Genomic DNA, 20,049 nt, shown 5'->3' on the forward strand with positions numbered 1-20,049 from the left:
ATTCTAACCGGGCGAAACCCCCGGCGGGTGAACCCCGAGCGGCCCCGCCCGGCGCGGTGGGCGGTGGGCACGCCGAGGTCTTCGGGCACTCGCGTCACCCGGAGCGGCGCAGTAGCTTTGTGGCCATGACCACGACCTCCGCCGCGACGGGCGATCCGACACATCCGAGCGGCGACCGAGTGGTGGTGTGGAGTCCGGACTACCTCGACTACCGGTGGGGTCCGTCCCACCCGATGAACCCCACCCGGCTCGATCTCACGATGGCGTTGTCCCGGGGTCTCGGCCTGCTCGAGGGGGTGGAGACCCTGCGCCCGCCGGCCGCGACCGACGCCGATCTGCTGCGCATCCACACCCCCGCCTACGTCGAGGCCGTCAAGCACGCCGGCAACCTGCCTCCCGGCTCGACCGCCGGACCGGAGGCCCCGCACGGTCTCGGCACCGAGGACAACCCGATCTTCCCGCGCATGCACGAGGCGAGCGCCGTCCTCGCGGGCGGCACCCTCGCGGCCGCGCGCGAGATCGCGGCCGGCCGCACCCGGCGGGCGGTGAGCATCGGCGGCGGGATGCACCACGCGATGGCCGACTGGGCCGCCGGATTCTGCGTCTACAACGACGCCGCCATCGCGATCTCGTGGCTCCTCGACAACGGCTTCGACCGGATCGCCTACCTCGATGTCGACGCCCACCACGGCGACGGAGTGCAGCACGCGTTCCTCGGCGATCCCCGGGTGCTCACCGTCTCCGTCCACCAGCACCCCGCGACGCTGTGGCCGAACACCGGCTGGTCCAGCGAGATCGGTACCGGTGCCGCCGAGGGCACCGCGGTCAACCTGCCGGTCCTGCCCGGCACCGTCGACGCCCTGTGGCTGCGCGCGTTCCACGCCGTCGTCCCCGCGGCGGTCGCCGCGTTCCGGCCGCAGATCATCATCAGCCAGTGCGGTGCCGACAGCCACCGGGAGGATCCGCTGGCCGACCTCTCGTTGACCGTCGACGGTCAACGCGCGGCGTACCTGGCGATGCGTGAGCTCGCGGACCGGCACTGCGAGGGTCGGTGGCTCGCCGTCGGAGGGGGTGGCTACGGGCTGGTGCGGGTGGTACCGCGATCGTGGACCCACCTGATCGCCGCCGTGCTCGACCGCGAGATCGACCCCGCTACGCCGATTCCCGGCGAATGGCGGGAGCGGGTCGCTGCGATGGCACCGGGGGTCGATCTGCCGACCGTGATGGGGGAGGGCGGCGACGTGGCGTATCTGCCGTGGGACGGTCCCGGCGGCACCCCCGAGACCGGCGTCGCCTCGTTCGATCGTGCCCTCAGCCGAGTCGACTCGGCCATCGTCGCCACCCGTCGGGCCTGCTTCCCGCTGCTCGGCCTGGACCCGGAGGACCCGCGTGACTGAATCCGAGAGCACAGCATCCGAGAGCACAGCATCCGAGGGCACAGCATCCGAGGGCACAGCATCCGAGGGCACGCCTCACGGCCCCGCGGGACAGACGCCCGACGGCGACGCACCCGCCGGCACGCAGGCCGACGCCGCAGCGCGCGCCCAGGCGGAGAAGGACGCCGCCCGGGAGCGGGCACTCGCCGTCGCGCGGAACTACCCCAAGCACTGGGTGGCGGACGTCCTGGCCTCCGACGGGAAGGCCGTGCACCTGCGGCCCATCGTCCCCGAGGACGCGGACCTGCTCGTGGATTTCCACAGCAAACTCTCGGAGCGCACCCGCTACCTTCGCTACTTCGGTCCCTACCCGACGATGTCGAAACGGGACCTGTTCAACTTCACCGTGGTCGACCACCACCGCCGGGTCGCCTTCGTGGCCCTGCTCGGCGGGGAGATCATCGCGGTCGGCCGCTACGAGGGACTGCCCGAGGGCGACGGCCTGTCCGCCGAGGTCGCCTTCACCGTCGCCGACGCGCATCAGGGCCGCGGTCTCGGCCCCATCCTGCTCGAGCACCTGGCAGGCGCCGCCGCCGAGAACGGCATCCACACCTTCGTCGCGGAGGTACTCGCCGAGAACCGCAACATGGTCACGGTGTTCCGCGAGGCCGGATACCAGGTCAGCCGTAGTTTCGAGGGCGGCGTGGTGCGGCTCGAATTCGCCATCGACCCCACCGAGGCGCTGGTGTCGGTACGCAATGCCCGCGAACGGGCCGCCGAGGCGCGGAGCGTCCGCAACCTGCTCAGCCCGGGCAGCGCCGCCGTCATCGGCGCGTCCACCGACAGTCGCAAGGTCGGTAACGCGGTCCTGGTCAACATGCTGCGCAGCGGCTTCACCGGCCCGGTCTATCCGGTCAACGCCGAGCACCGCTCGGTGCGCGGCGTGCGGGCCTATCCGACCGTCCGCGACATCCCCGACGACATCGACCTCGCGATCGCGGCGGTCCCGGCCGAGGCCATCGACGCGGTGCTCGACGACTGCCTCGCCAAGGGCGTCAAGGCGCTGCTCGTCGTGTCGTCCGGCTTCGGCGAGACCGGACCGGAAGGCCGGGCCGCGGAACGCCGCCTCGCGCACGCGGCACGGGCACACGGCATGCGGCTGATCGGTCCGAACGCCCTCGGTGTCGCCAACAACGACCCCGAGGTCCGTCTCAACGCCACCCTCGCGCCCGTGCTGCCCGCGGCCGGCAACGTCGGCTTCTTCTGCCAGTCCGGCGCGCTGGGCATCGCGATCCTCGACGAGGCCGCCAAGACCGGCGTCGGCCTGTCCTCGTTCGTCTCCGCCGGCAACCGCGCCGACCTGTCGGGCAACGACCTGCTGCAGTACTGGGACACCGATCCGGCCACCGAGGTGGTGCTGCTGTACCTCGAGAGCTTCGGCAATCCGCGCAAGTTCTCGCGCATCGCCCGGCGCGTGGCTCGCAGCAAGCCGATCGTCGCCGTCAAGAGCGGTCGGCACGCCGTGCCCCCCGTCCTGGCCGCCCGGACGGGGGAAATGGACGACACCATCGTGCGGGACCTGTTCGAGCAGGCCGGGGTCGTGCAGGTGGGTTCGATCTCCCAGTTGTTCGATTCGGCCCTGTTGTTCGGCTATCAGCCGCTGCCGGCCGGCCCGCGCGTCGCGGTGGTGGGCAACTCCACGGCGCTGGGTGTGCTCGCCGTCGACGCCGCCCGGAGTGAGAGCCTGCACGTCGGCGAACCCGTCGATCTGGGGGCCGCGGCGTCCCCACAGCAGTTCGCGGCGGCCGTCACCCACGCACTCGAATCCACCGATGTCGACGCGGTGATCGCAGTGTTCGTACCGCCGGTCGCCGTGACGGTCGAGCCGTACGCGCAGGCCCTGCGCGACGCCGTTGCCGGCACCGACAAGCCGGTGCTCACGACGTTCCTCGCCACCGAGGGCCTGCCCGACGTCCTCGCGGTGCGCGGACCCGACGGTCACCCCACCCGAGGTTCGGTGCCCTCGTATCCGGGTCCCGAGCGGGCGGCCCTCGCGCTGGCCCGGGCATGGCGGTATGCCAAGTGGCGCAGCCGTCCCGCCTCCCAGGTCGTCCGCCCGGCGGGCATCGACGCAGAGAAGGCCCGCACCCTCGTCGAGGGGTGGCTCGCGACGTCGCCGGAGGGGCGCTGGCTCTCGGACACCGAGGCCGCACTCCTGCTCGCGTGCTACGGCGTGCACATCGCGGAGTTCCGGGCGGTGACCACTGCCGAGGAAGCCGTCGCCGCCGCGGAGGAGATCGGGTTTCCCGTCGCGGTGAAGGCCACCGGCGCCCACTGGCGGCACCGGCCGGACCTGAGCGGTGTGCGGCTGGATCTGCTCGGACCCGAGGCGGTGCGGATCGCGTACCGAGACCTCGCCGCGGTCTCGGGGGAGCCGTTGCTGCACGTGCAGAAGATGGCCACCAAGGGCATCGGATGCGTCGTGCAGGTCCAGGACGACCCGTCGTTCGGGTCGCTGATCTCGTTCGGTCTGGCCGGAGTCATCTCCGACCTGCTCGGCGACCGCGCCTTCCGGGTCCTGCCGGTCACCGAGGACGAGGCCGTCGAGCTGATCGACGCCCCCAAGGCGGCGCCACTGCTGTCCGGCTACCGCAACACCGAACCGGTCAGCAAGGCGGCACTCGTCGACCTGGTCCAGCGCATCTCCGCCCTTGCCGACGACCTACCGGAGGTACGGGAGATCGCGTGCGAACCGGTCCTCGCGTCCCCCACCGGCGCCGAGCTCACCGACGCGCACCTGCGGATCGGTCCCGAGCCGCACCCACTCGACCTCGGCCCGCGCCGGCTGCGTTAGACGGACCACGGCGGCCCCGCCGGTTGCGCTGGACCGGCCACAGAGACAAAGATCCCCGAGAACCCAGCCCGGTTCTCGGGGATCGTCCGGCCGACTGCCCGGTCAGCTGGCGTAGGCGCGCAGACGTTCGGCGCGGTCGCCCTCGCGGAGCTTGCCCATCACCTCGCGTTCGATCTGGCGGACTCGCTCACGGGAGAGGCCGAAGAGCTTGCCGATCTGGTCGAGGGTGCGCGGCTGGCCGTCGTCGAGGCCGTAACGCAGACGGATCACCTGCTGCTCGCGCTCGTCCAGGGTGGCCAGGACGCTGCGCACGTCGCTGTGCAACAGCCCGGCGATCACCGCGTTCTCCGCGGACGTTGCCTCGGCATCCTCGATGAAGTCGCCGAGCGGGGCCTCCTCGTCGTTGCCGACCGGCATGTCCAGGCTCACCGGGTCGCGGCTGTGGTCCAGCAGGTCACCGATCTTCTCGACCGGGATGCCGGACTCCGCGGACAGTTCGTCGTCGGTGGCCTCCCGGCCGAGCTGCTGGTGCAGTTCCCGCTTGATCCGGGCCAGCTTGTTGACCTGCTCGACGAGATGGACGGGGAGCCGGATCGTGCGGCTCTGGTCGGCCATACCGCGGGTGATGGCCTGACGGATCCACCAGGTGGCGTAGGTCGAGAACTTGAAGCCCTTGGCGTAGTCGAACTTCTCCATGGCGCGGATCAGTCCGAGGTTGCCCTCCTGGATCAGGTCCAGCAGCGGCATGCCACGGCCGGTGTAACGCTTGGCCAGGGACACGACCAGACGCAGGTTCGCCTCGAGCAGATGGCTGCGAGCGGCCTGTCCGTCGCGCACCAGGATCGCGAGGTCGCGCTTCTTCGCTGCGGTGAGCCGCTTCTTGGTCTCCAGCAGGTGCTGGGCGTACAGGCCGGCCTCGATCCGCTTGGCCAGTTCCACCTCGTCCGCAGCGCTCAGCAGGGCCGTGCGGCCGATCCCGTTCAGATAGACGCGGACCAGGTCTGCGGCCGGGCTCTGGCTGTCGAGGTCGGAATCGACGCGGGCGGTGGTATCGGGGCGTGCCATGACGTGCCTCCTCATCGGTGGTGTCTCGAAGCGTTCAACGCGCCAGGCCCCTGGGAAAGTTCCCGAGGTTCCATTGCCGGAACTGCTCTGACCTGCGCAAACGGCACGGAGGTCCTGAGAAGTTGCTGAGAACACACCACCGGGGGAACCGGCCGGTAACTTTCGGCCCGCCCGGAACGCCCTACCGGACCGGCTCGACGAGCCCGTGCCGCACGAGCGCCTGTACCAGAGCCACCGCCCGTTCGGTCAGCGCCTGTTCGTCCTCGCCGTGCGCGACGGCGAGCAGCGCAACCAGGTCCGCCAGCGGCAGGCCGTCGGCCCGCATCCCCGCCAGCAGCGCTGCCGCCGGCTCGTCCACCTCGTGCTGCCAGTTCGGGCCCCCGCCGCGGTGCACGCGCGTCACCACCTGCCGCCAGCCGTCCTCCCCGGGGAGGTACACCCGTTCGAGGGCGGTGTCGGGCCGGACGACGAACCGCGCCTCCAGGACGTCGTGGTCACGCAGCCAGGCCAGCCGGTCGAAGTACGCGACGGCCTCCGCCCCGAGCGGGTCCGTGAAGCCGTGCCGCAGGTCCTCGGCGAGGACGTCGCTCGGCGCGTCGGTGCGCCGCAGGTAGACGAATCCGAAGCCGATGCCCTCGACCCGGTGCCGCGCGAAGTGGTCGAGCCAGGCCTCGGCGCGTGCCGCCACCGCCGGATCCCGCGGGTCGGCGTCGCCGTCGCGCAGCCACGTGCCCACGTAGAGGGCGGGGTCGGCGACGTCGCGCTGCACGATCCACGCGTCGACGCCGTGGGCGGGCAGCCAGGACGCGATCCGGCGGCGCCAGTCCTCGCCTTCGAGGTGCACCCACGAAGCCAGTATCGCCGCGGTCCCGCCCGGGTTCAGGTGCTCGGCGGCGCGCGAGATCATCAGTTCGCTCGCGCCGTCGAGGTCCAGGCCCGAGTCCCGGTAGGTGTGCTCGACCCGTCCCGTACTCACCACGAACGGCGGGTTCGCGACGATCCGGTCGAAGCGACGGCCGGCCACCGGCTCGAACCACGACCCCTCGAGCAGTTCGATCTCGACCTCGTTGAGCGCGGCCGTGGCGGCGGCCAGAACCAGTGCCCGGGCATTGACGTCGGTGGCGGTGACAGTGTCGGCGAAATCGGTCGCGCGTACGGCCTGCACGCCGCAGCCGGTGCCCAGGTCCAGCACCGAGCCGACCGGATCGGTGGGCATGGCCTGCAGCAGCGACAGCGACGCGTGTCCGACGCCGAGCACATGATCCTCGCGGGCGCGCCGGGGACGCATCGCCCCGTCGAGGTCCGACAGCATCCAGCGCGTCCCGGTGCCGGCGTCGAGCGGTCGCAGATCCAGCGCTGCGCGCACACCATCGCCGTCGCGTTCGAGCAGCCCGGACGCGATCGCCGTCGCCACGTCGAGTGGTGCGAGCGCGTCGCCCACCTCGTCGGCGGGAAGCGTGTCGCACACGAGGAACAGGCGCACGAGGGTGCCGAGATCACCGCCGCCCGCCGCGGCCCGTCGCACCGGCACGGGTTCGCCGCGTCCCAGCGCGGCGTGCGCGTCGGGACCGAGCAGCTCGAGCATCGTGTCGGTGTCGAACCGTGCGCGAGTGAGTGCCGTGCGCAGCGCGGGACAGATCGAAAGCAGCAGGTCGCGGTCCATCCACGCATTGTGGCAGCACCCTGGTGCCGCGCCCCGGGCCGGGGAACCGGGTCAGCCCTCGATGATGCGCGGCTGTGGGCCCTCGAGCGCCGTGGTGTCGTCGGCGCGGCCGTCCCAACGGCTGGGCTCGTCCTTCGACCGCGGTGGGCGATCGTTGGCGATGAGCACCGCCACCCAGGGAAGGGGGACCGACAGAGCGAGGATGCCCACCGAGAGCCACGGATTGGCGAACGCCGCGTACGCGAGCGCAGCGAGGATCATGGCGGGGATGCGGAAGGACATGAGCGTCAGGTACTTGCGGACCCTCGCTCGGTGCTGCTCCTCCAGCGACGACGCCGCCTCGGTGATCAGAACCGGTTTCTCGGGTGACCCGTCGTCGTAGTCCCCATGGAAACCCGGAGTTCTCGACATCCTTCTACTGTCCCACTCGCGTCCACGGAATGCACATACACATCCGCACCCGGGGTGCGGCATCATGTAACGGTGAGCACCGACATCAAGGAACGGCCGGATACCACCACCGACGAAACCACCGACGACGACACTCCCAAGTTCTTCCACTACGTCAAGAAGGACAAGATCGCCGAGAGTGCGGTCATGGGTACCCATGTCGTCGCGCTGTGCGGCGAAGTCTTCCCGGTGACGCGCTCCCCGAAGCCGGGGTCACCGGTGTGCCCGGAATGCAAGAAGGTCTACGAGGGTCTGCGCAAGGGCGACTGATCGACCGTCTCGTCCGGGGCCGCCGGCGCGGGTTCGCCGACGATGCCCTCCGCTGCGCGTGGGTGCGGCGCGTCCACGGGGCACGACTCGGGTTCCCGCTGCCCCGGCCGCATGATGTCCGGTAGCCGGATCGGGATCGGTGCCGTCCCCAGCCGCCGGGTCAGGCCGGTCACCGCGGCCGGTGCGGGCGCTGCGGCCGCCCGCTCGGCGAGCCACCGGCGCATCTGTTCGATGCGGGTCTCGCGCGCCGGCCAGAACTCCTGCACCGTCGCGTTGAACTCGGCGCCCAGCACGACGGCGAAGCCGAGGAAGAAGGTGAACAGCAGGAACGCGATCGGGGTGGCGAGCGCTCCGTAGGTGTATCCGGTCCCGGAGACCCATCGCAGGTACCAGCGCAGCGCCGCGCTCGATGCCATGAAGAACGTGCCCGCCAGGATCGCACCACCCAGCAGGCGGTGCCACGGCAGGGACCTCGGCAACGCCACCTTGTACAGCGTCGTCAGGCCCACGAGCAGCAGCAGGCCCACCCCGGGGTAGTAGAAGGTGTCCAGCAACTGGGACCCGACGTCGTACCACGCCTCCGGCAGTGCCCGTCCGATCATGGTCGGCCCGAGCGCGACGAGCGGCAGCGTGAACACCGCCAGGACGAGGAACACCACGTACAGCAGCAGGGCGAAGAACCGCTGCCAGACGGGATGACGGTGGTCGTGCTGGTCGTGTGCCTCGTCGATGGAGTCGACGAACGTGGAGATCGCCGACGAACCCGCCCACAGCGACAGCAGGAATCCGAGGGACATCACGTCGGCGCGGCCCCGCAGCAGCACGTCCTGCACCGTGGGCCCGATGATGTCGTCGACCACGTTCTCGCTGAACATGGTGCGGGAGAACGTCACGATCTTGGACTGGATGATCTCCACCGTATCGGGTCCGAACCACCCGGCGACGTAGCCGAGACTGCCCAGCAGCCCCAGCAGCAGCGGGGGCAGCGACAGCGTCTGCCAGAAGGCGGCCGCCGCGGCCTTGCTGAAGATGGAGTCGTCCCATGCCTTGACCGCCGTCCGGGCGAGCACCTGCAGCCCGCGATGCACCGGCCGCCGCCGCGGGCGCGGTGCGGCGGTCGATCCGGCCGGAGGAGGTGTGTCGCTCATGGGTACTTCCAGCATTCCTGACGACACGCCGCAGTGCGCGGCGGCGGGCCGACGACACCGCGAATTCTGACATGATCGTCTCCTGTCGCCCGCGTCACGGCCGGCGGCTCGGATGCGGGCGGGGCCGGCGGACCGGGATAGGCTGCTCGACGGCCGTCGTCCGTCCGGCGACCGCACGGCGGTGTCCGTCCGCCCGACGGCGGGCCGCAGAGCGAGACCACCCGCACGACCGGAGAAGGAGCACGAGTAGCCGGTGAGCACCGAGACCGTCGGAACAGCGCCCTCCGCCCCGGCCGGACAGCTGCGCGCCTGGCAGCGCCGAGCCCTGACGAAGTACCTCGCGACGAGCCCGCGGGACTTTCTCGCCGTCGCGACCCCCGGCGCCGGTAAGACCACGTTCGCGCTTCGAGTCGCGGGCGAACTGCTGCGCGACCGCACCGTCGACCAGGTGACGGTCGTCGCCCCCACCGAGCACCTCAAGCACCAGTGGGCCGCTTCGGCCGCGCGCTCCGGCATCGCCCTGGACTCGAACTTCACCAACTCCACCGGTCAGACGTCGAGCGACTTCCACGGCGTCGTGGTGACCTACGCGCAGGTGGCCTCGCACCCGTTCAAACACCGCGTCCGCACCGAGGCCCGCCGCACCCTGGTGATCCTCGACGAGATCCACCACGGCGGCGACGCCAAGAGCTGGGGTGAGGGAATCCGGGAGGCGTTCGGCGACGCCACCCGCCGGCTCGCCCTGACCGGTACCCCGTTCCGCAGCGACGACAGCGCCATCCCGTTCGTGACATACGAACCGAACACCGACGGCTTCATGCAGTCCAGGGCCGACCATGCGTACGGCTACGCCGACGCCCTCGCGGACGGTGTCGTGCGTCCGGTGGTCTTCCTCGCCTACTCCGGCGAAGCCCGATGGCGCAACAACGCGGGGGAGGAGTACTCGGCACGACTCGGTGAGCCGCTCAGCGCCGAGCAGACCGCACGCGCGTGGCGGACCGCTCTCGATCCGGCCGGCGACTGGATCCCGGCCGTCCTCACCGCCGCCAACACGCGGCTCGAGCAACTGCGCCAGGGCGGGATGCCCGATGCGGGCGGACTGGTCATCGCCAGCGACCAGACGGTGGCCCGCGCGTACGCCAAGATCCTCGAGCAGCTCACCGGTGAGACGCCCGCCCTCGTCCTGTCCGACGACCCGACCGCGTCGCGGCGCATCTCGGAGTTCGACGCGAGCACGCAGCGCTGGATGGTGGCGGTGCGCATGGTGTCCGAAGGCGTCGACGTCCCTCGGCTCGCGGTGGGCGTGTACGCCACCAGCGCCTCGACGCCGCTGTTCTTCGCCCAGGCCATCGGCCGTTTCGTGCGGTCGCGACGCAAGGGCGAGACCGCGAGCGTGTTCCTGCCGTCCGTGCCGGTGCTTCTCGACCTGGCCAGCCAGCTCGAGGCGCAGCGGGACCACGTGCTCGGTAAGCCGCACCGCGTGAAGGAGGGCTTCGACGACGACCTGCTCGCCGACGCCAACCGGACCAAGGACGAACCGGGCGAGGAGGAGAAGGCGTTCACCGCGCTCGGCGCGGAGGCCGAACTCGACCAGGTGATCTACGACGGCTCCTCGTTCGGCACGGCGACGTTCTCCGGCAGCGAGGAAGAGGCCGACTACCTGGGTCTGCCCGGGCTGCTCGACGCCGAACAGATGCGGGCGCTGCTGCGTCGCCGGCAGCAGGAGCAGCTGGACAAGCCGACGCCGGTCCCCGCACCCGCTCCGCCGCCGCAGGTGGCCGAGCGGGTGGCGACCGCCGACTCGCTGGCCCGGCTGCGCAAGGAACTGAACTCGCTCGTCGCGATGCACCACCACCGGACCGGTAAGCCGCACGGGGTCATCCACGGGGAGTTGCGACGGCAGTGCGGGGGTCCGCCGACCGCGATCGCCACGGCCGAGCAACTCGGCGACCGCATCGCGCTGCTGCGCCAGTGGTGAACCCACTGCCGACGCACCCCCGAAACGGCGAAACGGGCGACCACCCGCGGTGGTCGCCCGTTTCGGCTCGGGTCTCGGAGTCGTCCGGCTCCGGAACGGTGGATCAGACGGCGGCTTCGGCGTCGGACTCGATCGTGGCGCCGAGTTCACGCAGCCGGTCGGTGTGCTCCTTGGCGTGGTGGCCGCAGAAGAGCAGCTCGCCACCGGTGGCAAGGACGGCACGGACGCGAGCGGCTGCACTGCACCGATCGCAGCGGTCTGCGGCGGTCAACTTCGGGCTGGTCAACGTTCCGGGCATGACTCCTCCAAACTGGCCACCACTGTCGTCGGTTGCCTGGGGTCTGGTCCGCCGCACCGGGCCGGCGCGGTGGAACTACTGTGTCAGACGATTCCCGTTCACGCGTTGTTCCAATCCTCCGAAAATCGTGTCGAGTTTCACCCCCGACCCCCCCGAACGCCCACGACGTGCGGTTTCGGGGCTGCGGGTGTTCGCTCACAGCGCAGAGCCCTCGGCGGTGTCGCGGGCCCGGAACGGCCACCGGGAGAGGCTGCGGTGACGAATCGGCTGGTACACATCTGCGCGCGAGCCGACTGGGAGCGGGCGCAGCGCCAAGGAGAGCTTGCCCCCGACTCGCTCGCCACGCACGGGTTCGTGCACCTGTCGACCCCGGAACAGGTGCACCTGCCGGCGAACCGGTTGTTCGCCGGCCGCACGGACCTGGTGCTGCTGCATCTCGACCCGGCGCGGCTCGCGGACGAAGTGCGATGGGAGCCGGGCCTCCCGGACGATCCGGAGGGGATGACGTTTCCGCACCTCTACGGCCCGCTGCCGGTCGCTGCGGTCACCGCGGTGGTGGACTATCGCCCCGGGGGAAACGGACTTTTCGGGGATCCCTGAGGGTGCGCCGTCACCCGGGTGGACTGTGAGTCCTACTCTGGCGGCATGAACGTCGAAGTGACGCCGCTTCCCGGAATCGGCGTGCGCAAGGACTTCGAGCTGGCGTCGGGTCGGCGGATCGGGGTCATCACGCATCGGGACGGCCATTCGGACCTCATCGTCTCGAAGGCGGACGATCCCGATGCCTGTGCGGCCTCCCTGCCGCTGACCGTCGAGGAGGCCGCCACCCTGAGCAACCTGCTCGGCGCGCCGCAACTCGTCGCCCAGCTCCAGGAGGACCACCGGGAACTGCCCGGGATCATCACCCGGCAGCTGCACATCCACGACAGCTCCCGTTTCGACGGGGCAGTGCTCGGGGACACGGCGATGCGTACCCGCACGGGTGTGTCCGTCGTCGCGGTGATGCGCGCCGGGCAGGTGACGCCCTCGCCGGGGCCGGACTTCGTACTCACCGGGGGAGACATCCTCGTCGCCGTCGGCACGGCCGACGGCCTGGACGCCGCGGCCAGGATCCTGCGCAACGGCTGACCGATGAATTCGACCACGCTCGCCCTGATCGAACTGGGGGCGGTGTTCTTCGCCCTCGGCGTGCTCGGACGCCTCGCCGCGCGCTTCGCCATGTCGCCGATCCCGTTCTACCTCCTCGGCGGTCTCGCGTTCGGCACCGGTGGGTTCATCCAGCTGGGTGACATCAGCGAGTTCAGTCACGTTGCCAGTGAGATCGGCGTGGTCCTGCTGCTGCTGCTCCTCGGCCTGGAGTACACGGCCTCCGAACTCGTCACCGGGCTCAAACGGTCCCGCGCGGCAGGCCTGCTCGATCTCGTACTCAACGCCGCGCCGGGAGTGGTGATCGCGCTGCTGCTCGGGTGGGGCGCGACGGGGGCGTTCGTCCTCGGTGGCATCACCTACATCTCGTCCTCGGGCATCATCGCCAAGACCCTGACCGACCTCGGTCGTCTGGGTAACCGGGAGACTCCCGTGGTGCTGTCGATCCTCGTCTTCGAGGACCTCGCGATGGCGGTGTACCTGCCGATCCTGACCGCGGTGCTCGCAGGGGTCAGCCTGATCGGTGGGCTCGAGGCCGTCGCGATCGCGCTGGGGCTGGTCACGGTCGTGCTCGTGCTGGTGCTGCGATACGGGCGTTACGTCTCCGCGGTGCTCGACAGCCCGGACAGCGAGACGCTGCTGCTCAAGCTTCTCGGCGCCGCGCTGCTGGTCGCCGGTGTCAGCTCGGCGATGCAGGTCTCGGCGGCGGTCGGCGCGTTTCTGCTCGGCATCGCGATCTCCGGCTCGACCGCCCACAACGCGGCCCGCGTCCTCGAGCCGCTGCGGGATCTCTTCGCGGCGATCTTCTTCGTGTTCTTCGGCCTCAACACCGATCCGACCGCCATTCCTCCGGTACTGGGGTGGGCGGCGCTGCTCGCCGTCGTCACGGCGCTGACGAAGGTCGCCACCGGCTGGTGGGCGGCGCGACAGCACGGCATCGCCACCATGGGCCGCGCTCGCGCGGGCGCCGCCCTCATCGCCCGCGGTGAGTTCTCCATCGTCATCGCCGGACTCGCCGTCACCTCGGGTCACGTGGACGCCGAGCTCGCAGCCCTCGCTTCGGCGTACGTGCTCATCACGGCGGTGCTCGGCCCCGTGGCGGCGCGGTTCGTCGAGCCGGCGACCCGCGCCGTGGTACCCCGGCTACGCGAACGGCCGCCGGCTGCGGAGCCGACGGCCGATCGCCGTGAAGCGGAGGAGTTCTAGGTGGATCCTCAGTCGAGGTAGTCGCGCAGCACCTGCGACCGCGACGGGTGCCGCAGCTTCGACATGGTCTTCGACTCGATCTGCCGGATCCGCTCGCGGGTGACCCCGTAGACCTGCCCGATCTCGTCGAGGGTCCGCGGCTGACCGTCGGTCAGGCCGAACCGCAGCCGGACCACCCCGGCCTCACGTTCGGACAGTGTCTCGAGTACCGACTGCAGCTGATCCTGCAGCAGCGTGAACGACACCGCGTCCACCGCCACCACGGCCTCGCTGTCCTCGATGAAGTCGCCGAGCTGGCTGTCGCCCTCGTCGCCGATGGTCTGGTCGAGCGAGATCGGCTCCCGGGCGTACTGCTGGATCTCCAGTACCTTCTCCGGCGTGATGTCCATCTCCTTGGCCAGTTCCTCCGGAGTGGGCTCGCGCCCGAGGTCCTGGAGGAGCTCACGCTGGATGCGGCCGAGCTTGTTGATCACCTCGACCATGTGCACCGGGATGCGGATGGTGCGGGCCTGATCCGCCATGGCGCGGGTGATGGCCTGCCGGATCCACCAGGTGGCGTACGTGGAGAACTTGTAACCCTTGGTGTAGTCGAACTTCTCCACCGCGCGGATCAGACCGAGATTGCCCTCCTGGATGAGATCCAGGAAGGCCATCCCCCGGCCGGTGTAGCGCTTGGCGAGTGAGACGACGAGTCGCAGGTTGGCCTCGAGCAGATGGTTCTTGGCGCGGTTGCCGTCGCGGCAGATCCAGTTCAGGTCGCGGCGCTGCGCGACCGGCAGCTTCTCGCCCTTGTCGGCGTACTCCTGCAGCCGGTAGGTCGCGTACAGGCCGGCCTCGATGCGCTTGGCGAGCTCGACCTCCTCCTCGGCGTTGAGCAGGGCAACCTTGCCGATCTGCTTGAGGTAGGCGCGCACCGAGTCGGCGGAGGCGGTCAGCTCGGCGTCCTTGCGGGCCTGCCGCAGCGCCTCCGACTCCTCTTCGTCCCAGACGAAGTCGCCCGACGCCTTGTCCTTGTCGCTGGGCTCGTCGTCGGCGTCCGCCGCCTCCACGACCACGTCCTCGGCGCCTTCGAGTTCGGCCTCGGCGACGTCGATGTCCTCGAGCGCGGCTTCCTCGCCCTCGAACTCGTCGCCGGCCGGCTTGCCCGCCTTCTTGGCGGCGGCCTTCTTCGCCGTCGTCTTCTTGGCGGCGGCCTTCTTCGCCGGGGCCTTCTTGGCGGCCGCCTTCTTCGCCGGGGCCTTCTTGGCCGGGGCCTTCTTCGCCGGCCGCTTCGTGGCGGGTGCGGTACCGGTCGCGGATTCCGCGGCGTCCGCGGAGGCTGCCGATTCGTTGGGGGAATCAGCCGTGTGGATGTCGGTGGCTGCCACGTACGCCCTTTCGTGACGAGGTAGTGCGGCGTCGCGCCAGAGGGGTTCCGGCGGAGAGGTCTGTCGGGATCAGGCCGGTTCGCAGCCGGCTGTGCACCATTGTAACGATCGCCGTCGTGCGCGATGTGCAGGACTCAGGGGTGGACGCCTGTTTTCGCAGCCCACGCGGCCCCGATGATGCCGGCGGTGTTGCGCAACGCGGCCGGAACGACGGGCGTGCGGTTGGTCAGCAGCGGGATCCACTTCTCGTGCTTGCGGCTGATGCCGCCGCCGGCGATGAACAGGTCGGGCCACAGCAGGGCCTCGAACCGCGACAGCACCAGCGAGACCTCCTTGGCCCACCGCTTGTACGACCACTCGTTGCTCTCCTTGACCGACGACGCCGCGCGGTGCTCGGCTTCCATCCCGTCGACCTCCATGTGCCCGAACTCGGTGTTCGGCAACAGAACGCCGTTGTGCAGCACCGCCGAGCCGATCCCTGTTCCGAAGGTGAGCAGGACGACCACTCCCGACGCGTCCCTGGCCGCACCGAAGCGGTCCTCGGCGAGACCGGCGGCATCCGCGTCGTTCAGCACGCTGATTGGGCGATCCCCCAGAGCCGAAGCGAACAACGCCCGGGCGTCGGTGCCGATCCATGCCGGATCGATGTTCGCGGCCGTACGCGCCACCCCACCGGTCACCACACTGGGCAGGGTGACCCCCACCGGTCCGGTCCACTGCGCCTGCTCCACGATTCGGGCGACGGTGTCCGCGACCGCCTGCGGAGTCGACGGCTGGGGAGTCAGGATCTTGATGCGCTCACCCACCAGAACACCCGTGGACATGTCGACGACCCCGCCCTTGATGCCGCTGCCCCCGACGTCGACACCGAATCCCAGAAGGTCCGGATCCGGCATGGCCGGCTGGGTCGTCTGCGTCATCTCGCGCTCCCTCTCGTCACCGGAACAGTCACCGCGGGCAACCGCTGTCGTGACGTCACCCTAATGCGAACGCGGCGGCAACGCGGGTGGTGCCGTACCGCGCAGTGTGTTCGGATACTCGGGTGCCCGACACCCCGGATCCCCACCCTTGCACCCTTTCCCGCGACGCCACCACGGACCCGGCCCGGCTGCGGGAGATCGCCGTGGACGTCGCGGTGGCGGCCGCCGCCCACGTGCGCGCCCGGCGGCCCGAGCTGTTCCCGGCCGCCGACCCGGGTGCTCGCACGGCCGGCGCGGTGCGATCGAAGAGCACCGACACCGATCCGGTGACGATGGCGGACACCGAGACCGAGGACCTCATCCGGCGCCTGCTGACCCGGTCGCGGCCGGGCGACGCGATCCTCGGAGAGGAGGGCGGCGCCGATGCCGGGTCGACCGGTGTCCGATGGGTTGTCGACCCCATCGACGGCACGGTGAACTTCGTGTACGGCATCCCCGCGTACGCGGTCTCGATAGCAGCCCAGGTCGGTGGAAGATCCGTGGCGGGAGCGGTGGTCGATGTCGCCGCCGGAGATGTCTACTCGGCCGCGCGCGGAGAGGGGGCCACCCGCACCGACGCCGGGGGATCGGTGACGCGTCTGCGCTGCAACCCGGTCGGGGACATCGCCCACGCACTCGTCGCGACCGGCTTCTCCTACGCGCCGCACCGGCGCGAACGACAGGGCCTTCTGGTGGCGGAGCTGCTGCCGAGAGTGCGGGACATCCGCCGGATCGGCGCGGCCGCCCTGGACCTGTGCATGGTGGCTTCGGGCCGGGTCGATGCCCACTACGAACACGGGCTGCAACCGTGGGACTGGGCCGCCGGTGCGCTGATCGCCGCGGAGGCGGGCGCCTGGGTGCGGCTACCGACCGGTGGCGGCGACGTCGGCGAGATCACCGTCGCCGCTGCACCCGGCGTCGCAGCACAGCTCGCGGACCTGCTCGCCACGTTCGGCGCCGACGCTCCGATCCCGGCCTGACGGTCCGCGGCGCTCAGCAGCGGGCGTCGCGGGCCGCCGCCAGCAGGTCGATGTCCAGCGGCGCGGCGGCCGCACCCACCGGCGCCTCCCGCAGCGACTGCAGCACCTCCTCGGCATCGGCGTTGGGCGCGATCTCCTTGGAGTAGGTGCCCAGGGCGAGGTCGACGGTGTCGTCGGCACGGTCGTCGCGGACGAGTTCGGCGCACGGTGCGACCAGCCACACCGTGCTGGCAGCTGCGGCTCCGGCCGCCCCGAACCTGATCTGACCGTGGCACTGCATGTTCTGGTCGACGTAGACGGGGTCGTTGCCCGCCTGGACGTCCGGTGCGCTCGCGAAGCCGTACTCGGCCAGCTGGGTGGCCACATGGGTCGCCTGGCCACGTTCACCGTTGGCGTTGAACACCCGCACCCGCGTCGCCGCCAGGGGAGCGGGCTCGACGTCGAGCAGGACGGACCGGTCGACCACCTCGCCGAGGGGGGCCGGTTGCGGTCCTCCGGGCTCCGACGGCACGGTCGGCGGGGCGTTGCATGCCACGGTCCGGGATACCGGGTCGGAACCGGCGAACACCGATGCCCACACCACGATCCCGACCGTAGCCAGAATCGCGAACAGTGCCGCGGCCGGCACGACGCGGCGGCGGGGGAACGGCCGGCCGCGTTCGTCACGCGCCCGGCCTTCGGTGATCAGGGAAACCACGGCGCCCTGCCTCTCGCATCTCCAAGGGGTGTGTGCGACCACTGTAGAGGGCATCCCGGGGGGGTCCGCGAAGGCGGGCGAACGGTGGAATGTCTCGAGTTGCTGTGGTGTTGGTGACAATTGACCGACATTTCCCCGGATCGCGTGTATCGGTTACGGCTTCTGTGGGTACTTCCGCTATTGTTCGGCGGCCCAGGTCGTCGAAGATTCGATGATCGGGCTTTCGACAGCGGGAGGCCCGGGTCGTGTCCGGGACCCGGACACGGTCGGCGGGAACTTCCGGAGACGGTCGGGCGTTGCCCCCGCCGAAGGACATGAACAGTGTCCTCCGGCCGGGCACCTGCACGAGGACTAGAGGTAGAGGAAATGGCGACTGACTACGACGCACCGAGGCGAACCGAAACCGACGAGGTGTCGGAGGATTCACTCGAAGAACTGAAGGCGCGACGCAACGAGGCGCAGTCCGCCGTCGTGGACGTCGACGAGTCGGATACCGCGGAGTCCTTCGAGCTGCCCGGCGCCGATCTGTCCGGCGAGGAGCTGTCGGTCCGGGTGGTGCCCAAGCAGGCCGACGAGTTCACCTGCTCGAGCTGCTTCCTGGTACACCACCGCAGTCGGCTCGCCAGCGACGAGAACGGCGTGATGATCTGCCGGGACTGTGCAGCCTGAGTCCCGGCGGGACTGTGCAGCCTGAGTCCCGGACGATCGCGCTGACCGGCCGCGCCCGGTTCAGTGTCCGGAGTGGTCGGCGCATCCCAGGGCGGCCTGCAGCTCCGCGGGCCGCCTGGTGCTGATCAGCCAGTACGGGGTGGGGTCGTCCGGGTCGTCCAGCACGACGAGCACCATCGTCCCGATCCACGGGCGGTGCTGGACGTATGCCGCCGGGTCGAGCTGGCGGCCCAGGGCGGCGCTCTTCGCCGACGCCGGCACCACGACAGCGCGGGAGATCACCTCGAGCGGCAGGTGCGCCCGGCCGACGATCAGTTCCCCGCCCGTCACCTCCAACCGCAGACGGGACAGCCACACGAGCGCCCAGACAGGGAACGGCAGCAGCAGCACGTACGGCAGCCAGGCTTGCAGACCGGGCGCCCCCATGTGCAGTTCCGCGGCCAGCAGCGCGGCCACGCCCAGGCCGAGGGGCCACCACCACAGCGGCACCCACATCCGTTCGGAGTAGACCGGCACGTCGGTCGTCTGCTGCGCATCCGCGTCGGGTCGAGAGGTTCGAGACACGTCCATCAGAGTAGTCTCGGTGCACGTGACCGATCTTCCAGCCGTCCCTCTGCTCCGTCTGGACCCGGGGATTCCTGTGCCCGCCCGCGCACACACCGGCGACGCCGGCGTGGACTTGTGCACCACGGTGGACGTGACCCTCGAGCCCGGGCGGCGAGCGCTGGTGGGGACCGGCATCGCGGTGGCCCTGCCCGTCGGCACGGTGGGTCTGATCCATCCGCGTTCCGGCCTGGCCGCGAAGTTCGGGCTCTCGGTGGTCAATACCCCCGGGACGGTGGATGCGGGCTACCGCGGCGAGATCAAGGTGTGCCTGATCAACCACGATCCCGACCGCGCGGTCGAGCTGCGTCGTGGCGACCGCATCGCCCAACTGCTCGTGCAGAAGGTGGAACTCGTCGACTTCGTCGAGGTCGACTCTCTCGACGACACCAGCCGAGGCGCCGGAGGATACGGATCGAGCGGTGGGCACGCAGGTCTGGTGAAGGAAGGTTCCTGACATGTTCGGACGACGCCGGAAGAACCGGGACGCCGAAGCACCCGGACTCGCGGACGAGGCTGAGTTCGCGCCCATGCCCGGGGAAGACGAGACACCGGTGCCGCAGGGCGGTCCCTACGACATCGACGACATCGGCGAGGACGCGGTCGGCGGCCGGCTCGACCTCGGGTCGGTCCTCGTGCCGCTGCCGCCGGGTGGGCAGATCCAGGTGGAGATGGCGCCGAACGGTCAACCCCAGGCCGTGCATCTGGTGACCCAGCACGGACGGATCACCGTCTCCGCGTACGCGGCGCCGAAGTCTCCGGGGCAGTGGCGGGAGGTGGCTGCCGAGCTGGCCGAATCGCTGCGCCGCGACAATGCGACGGTCAGCATCGAGAGCGGACCGTGGGGCCGGGAACTGCAGGGCAGCACCCCGAACGCGGATCTGCGCTTTCTGGGGGTCGACGGTTACCGGTGGATGATCCGCTGCGTGGTCGCCGGGCCGGCCGGTTCGGTGACGGGTGATTCGCCGCTGGTGGAGACCGCACGCAGCATCGTCGCCGAAACCGTCGTGCGTCGCGGCCAGGATCCGCACCCGGTGCGCACGCCGTTGCCGGTGGTGCTGCCGAAGGCTCTTGCCGAGCAACTAGCCGCCGCCGCACAGCAGCAGCAGCACGCAGCCGCGCAGCAGGCAGCGCAGCCGACGCCCCAGCAGCCGGGACCTCAGCAGCCGGGACCTCAGCAGCCGGGACCTCAGCAGCCGGGACCTCAGCAGCCGGCACCTCAGCAGCCGGCACCGCCTCAGCAGCCGGCACCACAGACGCGCCCGCGGCACGGCGAGTCGGGCTCGGCGATGCAGCAGCTCGGTTTCTGACGGTCCGATC

The 20,049-nt window shown here is 70.6% G+C and carries 20 protein-coding genes; 11 read left to right on the forward strand and 9 right to left on the reverse strand.

All coding sequences use genetic code 11. The features are described from left to right. The first annotated feature begins 125 nt into the window (after nt 1–125). Together ACWPQI_RS10685 and ACWPQI_RS10690 are read left to right on the forward strand one after the other, a co-directional pair. The gene (locus ACWPQI_RS10685) at nt 126–1,397 is read left to right on the forward strand and encodes an acetoin utilization protein AcuC (protein WP_010592605.1); all 1,272 of its coding nucleotides are present in this window, start codon (nt 126–128) and stop codon (nt 1,395–1,397) included. Beyond that, nucleotides 1,390–4,230 carry a bifunctional acetate--CoA ligase family protein/GNAT family N-acetyltransferase gene (locus tag ACWPQI_RS10690; RefSeq protein ID WP_474738795.1) on the forward strand — a complete coding sequence of 947 codons (2,841 nt, stop codon included), beginning with the start codon at nt 1,390–1,392 and terminating at the stop codon, nt 4,228–4,230. The genes ACWPQI_RS10685 and ACWPQI_RS10690 overlap by 8 nt, the downstream gene beginning before the upstream one ends. 102 nt (nt 4,231–4,332) lie before the next feature. Here ACWPQI_RS10690 and ACWPQI_RS10695 read toward each other — a convergent pair whose 3' ends face one another. The 3 genes from ACWPQI_RS10695 to ACWPQI_RS10705 form a co-directional block, all read right to left on the reverse strand. Then, nucleotides 4,333–5,295 carry a sigma-70 family RNA polymerase sigma factor gene (locus ACWPQI_RS10695; RefSeq protein ID WP_003935593.1) on the reverse strand — a complete coding sequence of 321 codons (963 nt, stop codon included), beginning with the start codon at nt 5,293–5,295 and terminating at the stop codon, nt 4,333–4,335. Between the two features lie 181 nt (nt 5,296–5,476). Next, nucleotides 5,477–6,958, reverse strand: a complete 1,482-nt coding sequence (locus ACWPQI_RS10700; RefSeq protein WP_210062821.1) for a DUF7782 domain-containing protein — start codon at nt 6,956–6,958, stop codon at nt 5,477–5,479. 51 nt (nt 6,959–7,009) lie between these two features. Continuing rightward, entirely contained in the window at nt 7,010–7,369 is a 360-nt protein-coding gene (locus ACWPQI_RS10705; RefSeq protein WP_003935591.1) for a DUF3099 domain-containing protein, read from the reverse strand. 72 nt (nt 7,370–7,441) lie between these two features. On the opposite strand from ACWPQI_RS10705, the gene ACWPQI_RS10710 reads away from it, so the two are divergent. Beyond that, complete coding sequence (locus ACWPQI_RS10710; RefSeq protein WP_003935590.1) at nt 7,442–7,678, forward strand: DUF3039 domain-containing protein; 237 nt, start codon at nt 7,442–7,444, stop codon at nt 7,676–7,678. Here ACWPQI_RS10710 and ACWPQI_RS10715 read toward each other — a convergent pair. Next, a complete protein-coding gene (locus ACWPQI_RS10715) occupies nt 7,651–8,826 on the reverse strand; it encodes a YihY/virulence factor BrkB family protein (RefSeq protein WP_119699735.1) in 1,176 nt (391 codons plus the stop codon). The genes ACWPQI_RS10710 and ACWPQI_RS10715 overlap by 28 nt on opposite strands. A gap of 253 nt (nt 8,827–9,079) precedes the next feature. Here ACWPQI_RS10715 and ACWPQI_RS10720 point away from each other — a divergent pair, with 253 nt between their 5' ends. Then, a complete protein-coding gene (locus ACWPQI_RS10720; RefSeq protein ID WP_010592600.1) occupies nt 9,080–10,804 on the forward strand; it encodes a DEAD/DEAH box helicase in 1,725 nt (574 codons plus the stop codon). 103 nt (nt 10,805–10,907) lie between these two features. Here the strand turns inward: ACWPQI_RS10720 and ACWPQI_RS10725 are convergent, their stop codons facing one another. Beyond that, the gene (locus tag ACWPQI_RS10725; RefSeq protein ID WP_010592599.1) at nt 10,908–11,102 is read right to left on the reverse strand and encodes a DUF7455 domain-containing protein; all 195 of its coding nucleotides are present in this window, start codon (nt 11,100–11,102) and stop codon (nt 10,908–10,910) included. A gap of 255 nt (nt 11,103–11,357) precedes the next feature. Here ACWPQI_RS10725 and ACWPQI_RS10730 point away from each other — a divergent pair, with 255 nt between their 5' ends. Genes ACWPQI_RS10730 through ACWPQI_RS10740 form a run of 3 tightly spaced genes read left to right on the forward strand, consistent with a single transcriptional unit; the run spans nt 11,358 to nt 13,454 of the window. After that, nucleotides 11,358–11,702, forward strand: coding sequence for a DUF952 domain-containing protein (locus ACWPQI_RS10730; protein WP_010592598.1), 345 nt, complete (start codon nt 11,358–11,360; stop codon nt 11,700–11,702). A 45-nt stretch (nt 11,703–11,747) separates the two neighbouring features. After that, nucleotides 11,748–12,230 (forward strand): cation:proton antiporter regulatory subunit, encoded by a 483-nt coding sequence (locus ACWPQI_RS10735; protein ID WP_010592597.1) that lies wholly within the window; start codon nt 11,748–11,750, stop codon nt 12,228–12,230. A gap of 3 nt (nt 12,231–12,233) precedes the next feature. Continuing rightward, on the forward strand, nt 12,234–13,454 hold the full coding sequence (locus ACWPQI_RS10740) for a cation:proton antiporter (protein ID WP_010592596.1): 1,221 nt from the start codon (nt 12,234–12,236) through the stop codon (nt 13,452–13,454). Between the two features lie 8 nt (nt 13,455–13,462). Here the strand turns inward: ACWPQI_RS10740 and ACWPQI_RS10745 are convergent, their stop codons facing one another. Together ACWPQI_RS10745 and ppgK are read right to left on the reverse strand one after the other, a co-directional pair. Beyond that, the gene (locus tag ACWPQI_RS10745; RefSeq protein WP_010592595.1) at nt 13,463–14,821 is read right to left on the reverse strand and encodes an RNA polymerase sigma factor; all 1,359 of its coding nucleotides are present in this window, start codon (nt 14,819–14,821) and stop codon (nt 13,463–13,465) included. A 134-nt stretch (nt 14,822–14,955) separates the two neighbouring features. Next, complete coding sequence (gene ppgK, locus ACWPQI_RS10750) at nt 14,956–15,741, reverse strand: polyphosphate--glucose phosphotransferase (protein WP_010592594.1); 786 nt, start codon at nt 15,739–15,741, stop codon at nt 14,956–14,958. Nucleotides 15,742–15,863: 122 nt separating this feature from the next. Between ppgK and ACWPQI_RS10755 the strand changes: the two genes are divergently transcribed. Then, on the forward strand, nt 15,864–16,760 hold the full coding sequence (locus ACWPQI_RS10755) for an inositol monophosphatase family protein (RefSeq protein WP_010592593.1): 897 nt from the start codon (nt 15,864–15,866) through the stop codon (nt 16,758–16,760). A gap of 13 nt (nt 16,761–16,773) precedes the next feature. Here ACWPQI_RS10755 and cei read toward each other — a convergent pair whose 3' ends face one another. Further along, the gene (gene cei / locus ACWPQI_RS10760; RefSeq protein ID WP_010592592.1) at nt 16,774–17,457 is read right to left on the reverse strand and encodes an envelope integrity protein Cei; all 684 of its coding nucleotides are present in this window, start codon (nt 17,455–17,457) and stop codon (nt 16,774–16,776) included. Between the two features lie 366 nt (nt 17,458–17,823). Here cei and ACWPQI_RS10765 point away from each other — a divergent pair, with 366 nt between their 5' ends. Next, nucleotides 17,824–18,126 (forward strand): DUF4193 domain-containing protein, encoded by a 303-nt coding sequence (locus ACWPQI_RS10765; RefSeq protein WP_003935578.1) that lies wholly within the window; start codon nt 17,824–17,826, stop codon nt 18,124–18,126. A gap of 60 nt (nt 18,127–18,186) precedes the next feature. On the opposite strand, the gene ACWPQI_RS10770 is transcribed toward ACWPQI_RS10765, so the two are convergent. Next, complete coding sequence (locus ACWPQI_RS10770) at nt 18,187–18,696, reverse strand: DUF3093 domain-containing protein (protein WP_010592591.1); 510 nt, start codon at nt 18,694–18,696, stop codon at nt 18,187–18,189. 19 nt (nt 18,697–18,715) lie between these two features. Here ACWPQI_RS10770 and dut point away from each other — a divergent pair, with 19 nt between their 5' ends. Continuing rightward, a complete protein-coding gene (dut, locus tag ACWPQI_RS10775; protein ID WP_082061237.1) occupies nt 18,716–19,186 on the forward strand; it encodes a dUTP diphosphatase in 471 nt (156 codons plus the stop codon). 1 nt (nt 19,187) lies between these two features. Continuing rightward, on the forward strand, nt 19,188–20,039 hold the full coding sequence (locus ACWPQI_RS10780) for a DUF3710 domain-containing protein (RefSeq protein ID WP_474738796.1): 852 nt from the start codon (nt 19,188–19,190) through the stop codon (nt 20,037–20,039). Nucleotides 20,040–20,049: the final 10 nt, after the last annotated feature.

This window comes from Rhodococcus sp. LMD (genome assembly GCF_056108245.1).

Excerpts from the sequence above, each read along its gene's own strand:
- ACWPQI_RS10685 (WP_010592605.1), top strand. The coding sequence starts at position 126 with ATGACCACGACCTCCGCCGCGACGGGCGATCCGACACATCCGAGCGGC.
- ACWPQI_RS10695 (WP_003935593.1), bottom strand. The coding sequence starts at position 5,295 with ATGGCACGCCCCGATACCACCGCCCGCGTCGATTCCGACCTCGACAGC.
- ACWPQI_RS10700 (WP_210062821.1), bottom strand. The coding sequence starts at position 6,958 with ATGGACCGCGACCTGCTGCTTTCGATCTGTCCCGCGCTGCGCACGGCA.
- ACWPQI_RS10705 (WP_003935591.1), bottom strand. The coding sequence starts at position 7,369 with ATGTCGAGAACTCCGGGTTTCCATGGGGACTACGACGACGGGTCACCC.
- ACWPQI_RS10715 (WP_119699735.1), bottom strand. The coding sequence starts at position 8,826 with ATGAGCGACACACCTCCTCCGGCCGGATCGACCGCCGCACCGCGCCCG.
- ACWPQI_RS10725 (WP_010592599.1), bottom strand. The coding sequence starts at position 11,102 with ATGCCCGGAACGTTGACCAGCCCGAAGTTGACCGCCGCAGACCGCTGC.
- ACWPQI_RS10735 (WP_010592597.1), top strand. The coding sequence starts at position 11,748 with ATGAACGTCGAAGTGACGCCGCTTCCCGGAATCGGCGTGCGCAAGGAC.
- ACWPQI_RS10740 (WP_010592596.1), top strand. The coding sequence starts at position 12,234 with ATGAATTCGACCACGCTCGCCCTGATCGAACTGGGGGCGGTGTTCTTC.
- ppgK (WP_010592594.1), bottom strand. The coding sequence starts at position 15,741 with ATGACGCAGACGACCCAGCCGGCCATGCCGGATCCGGACCTTCTGGGA.
- ACWPQI_RS10765 (WP_003935578.1), top strand. The coding sequence starts at position 17,824 with ATGGCGACTGACTACGACGCACCGAGGCGAACCGAAACCGACGAGGTG.
- ACWPQI_RS10770 (WP_010592591.1), bottom strand. The coding sequence starts at position 18,696 with ATGGACGTGTCTCGAACCTCTCGACCCGACGCGGATGCGCAGCAGACG.
- ACWPQI_RS10780 (WP_474738796.1), top strand. The coding sequence starts at position 19,188 with ATGTTCGGACGACGCCGGAAGAACCGGGACGCCGAAGCACCCGGACTC.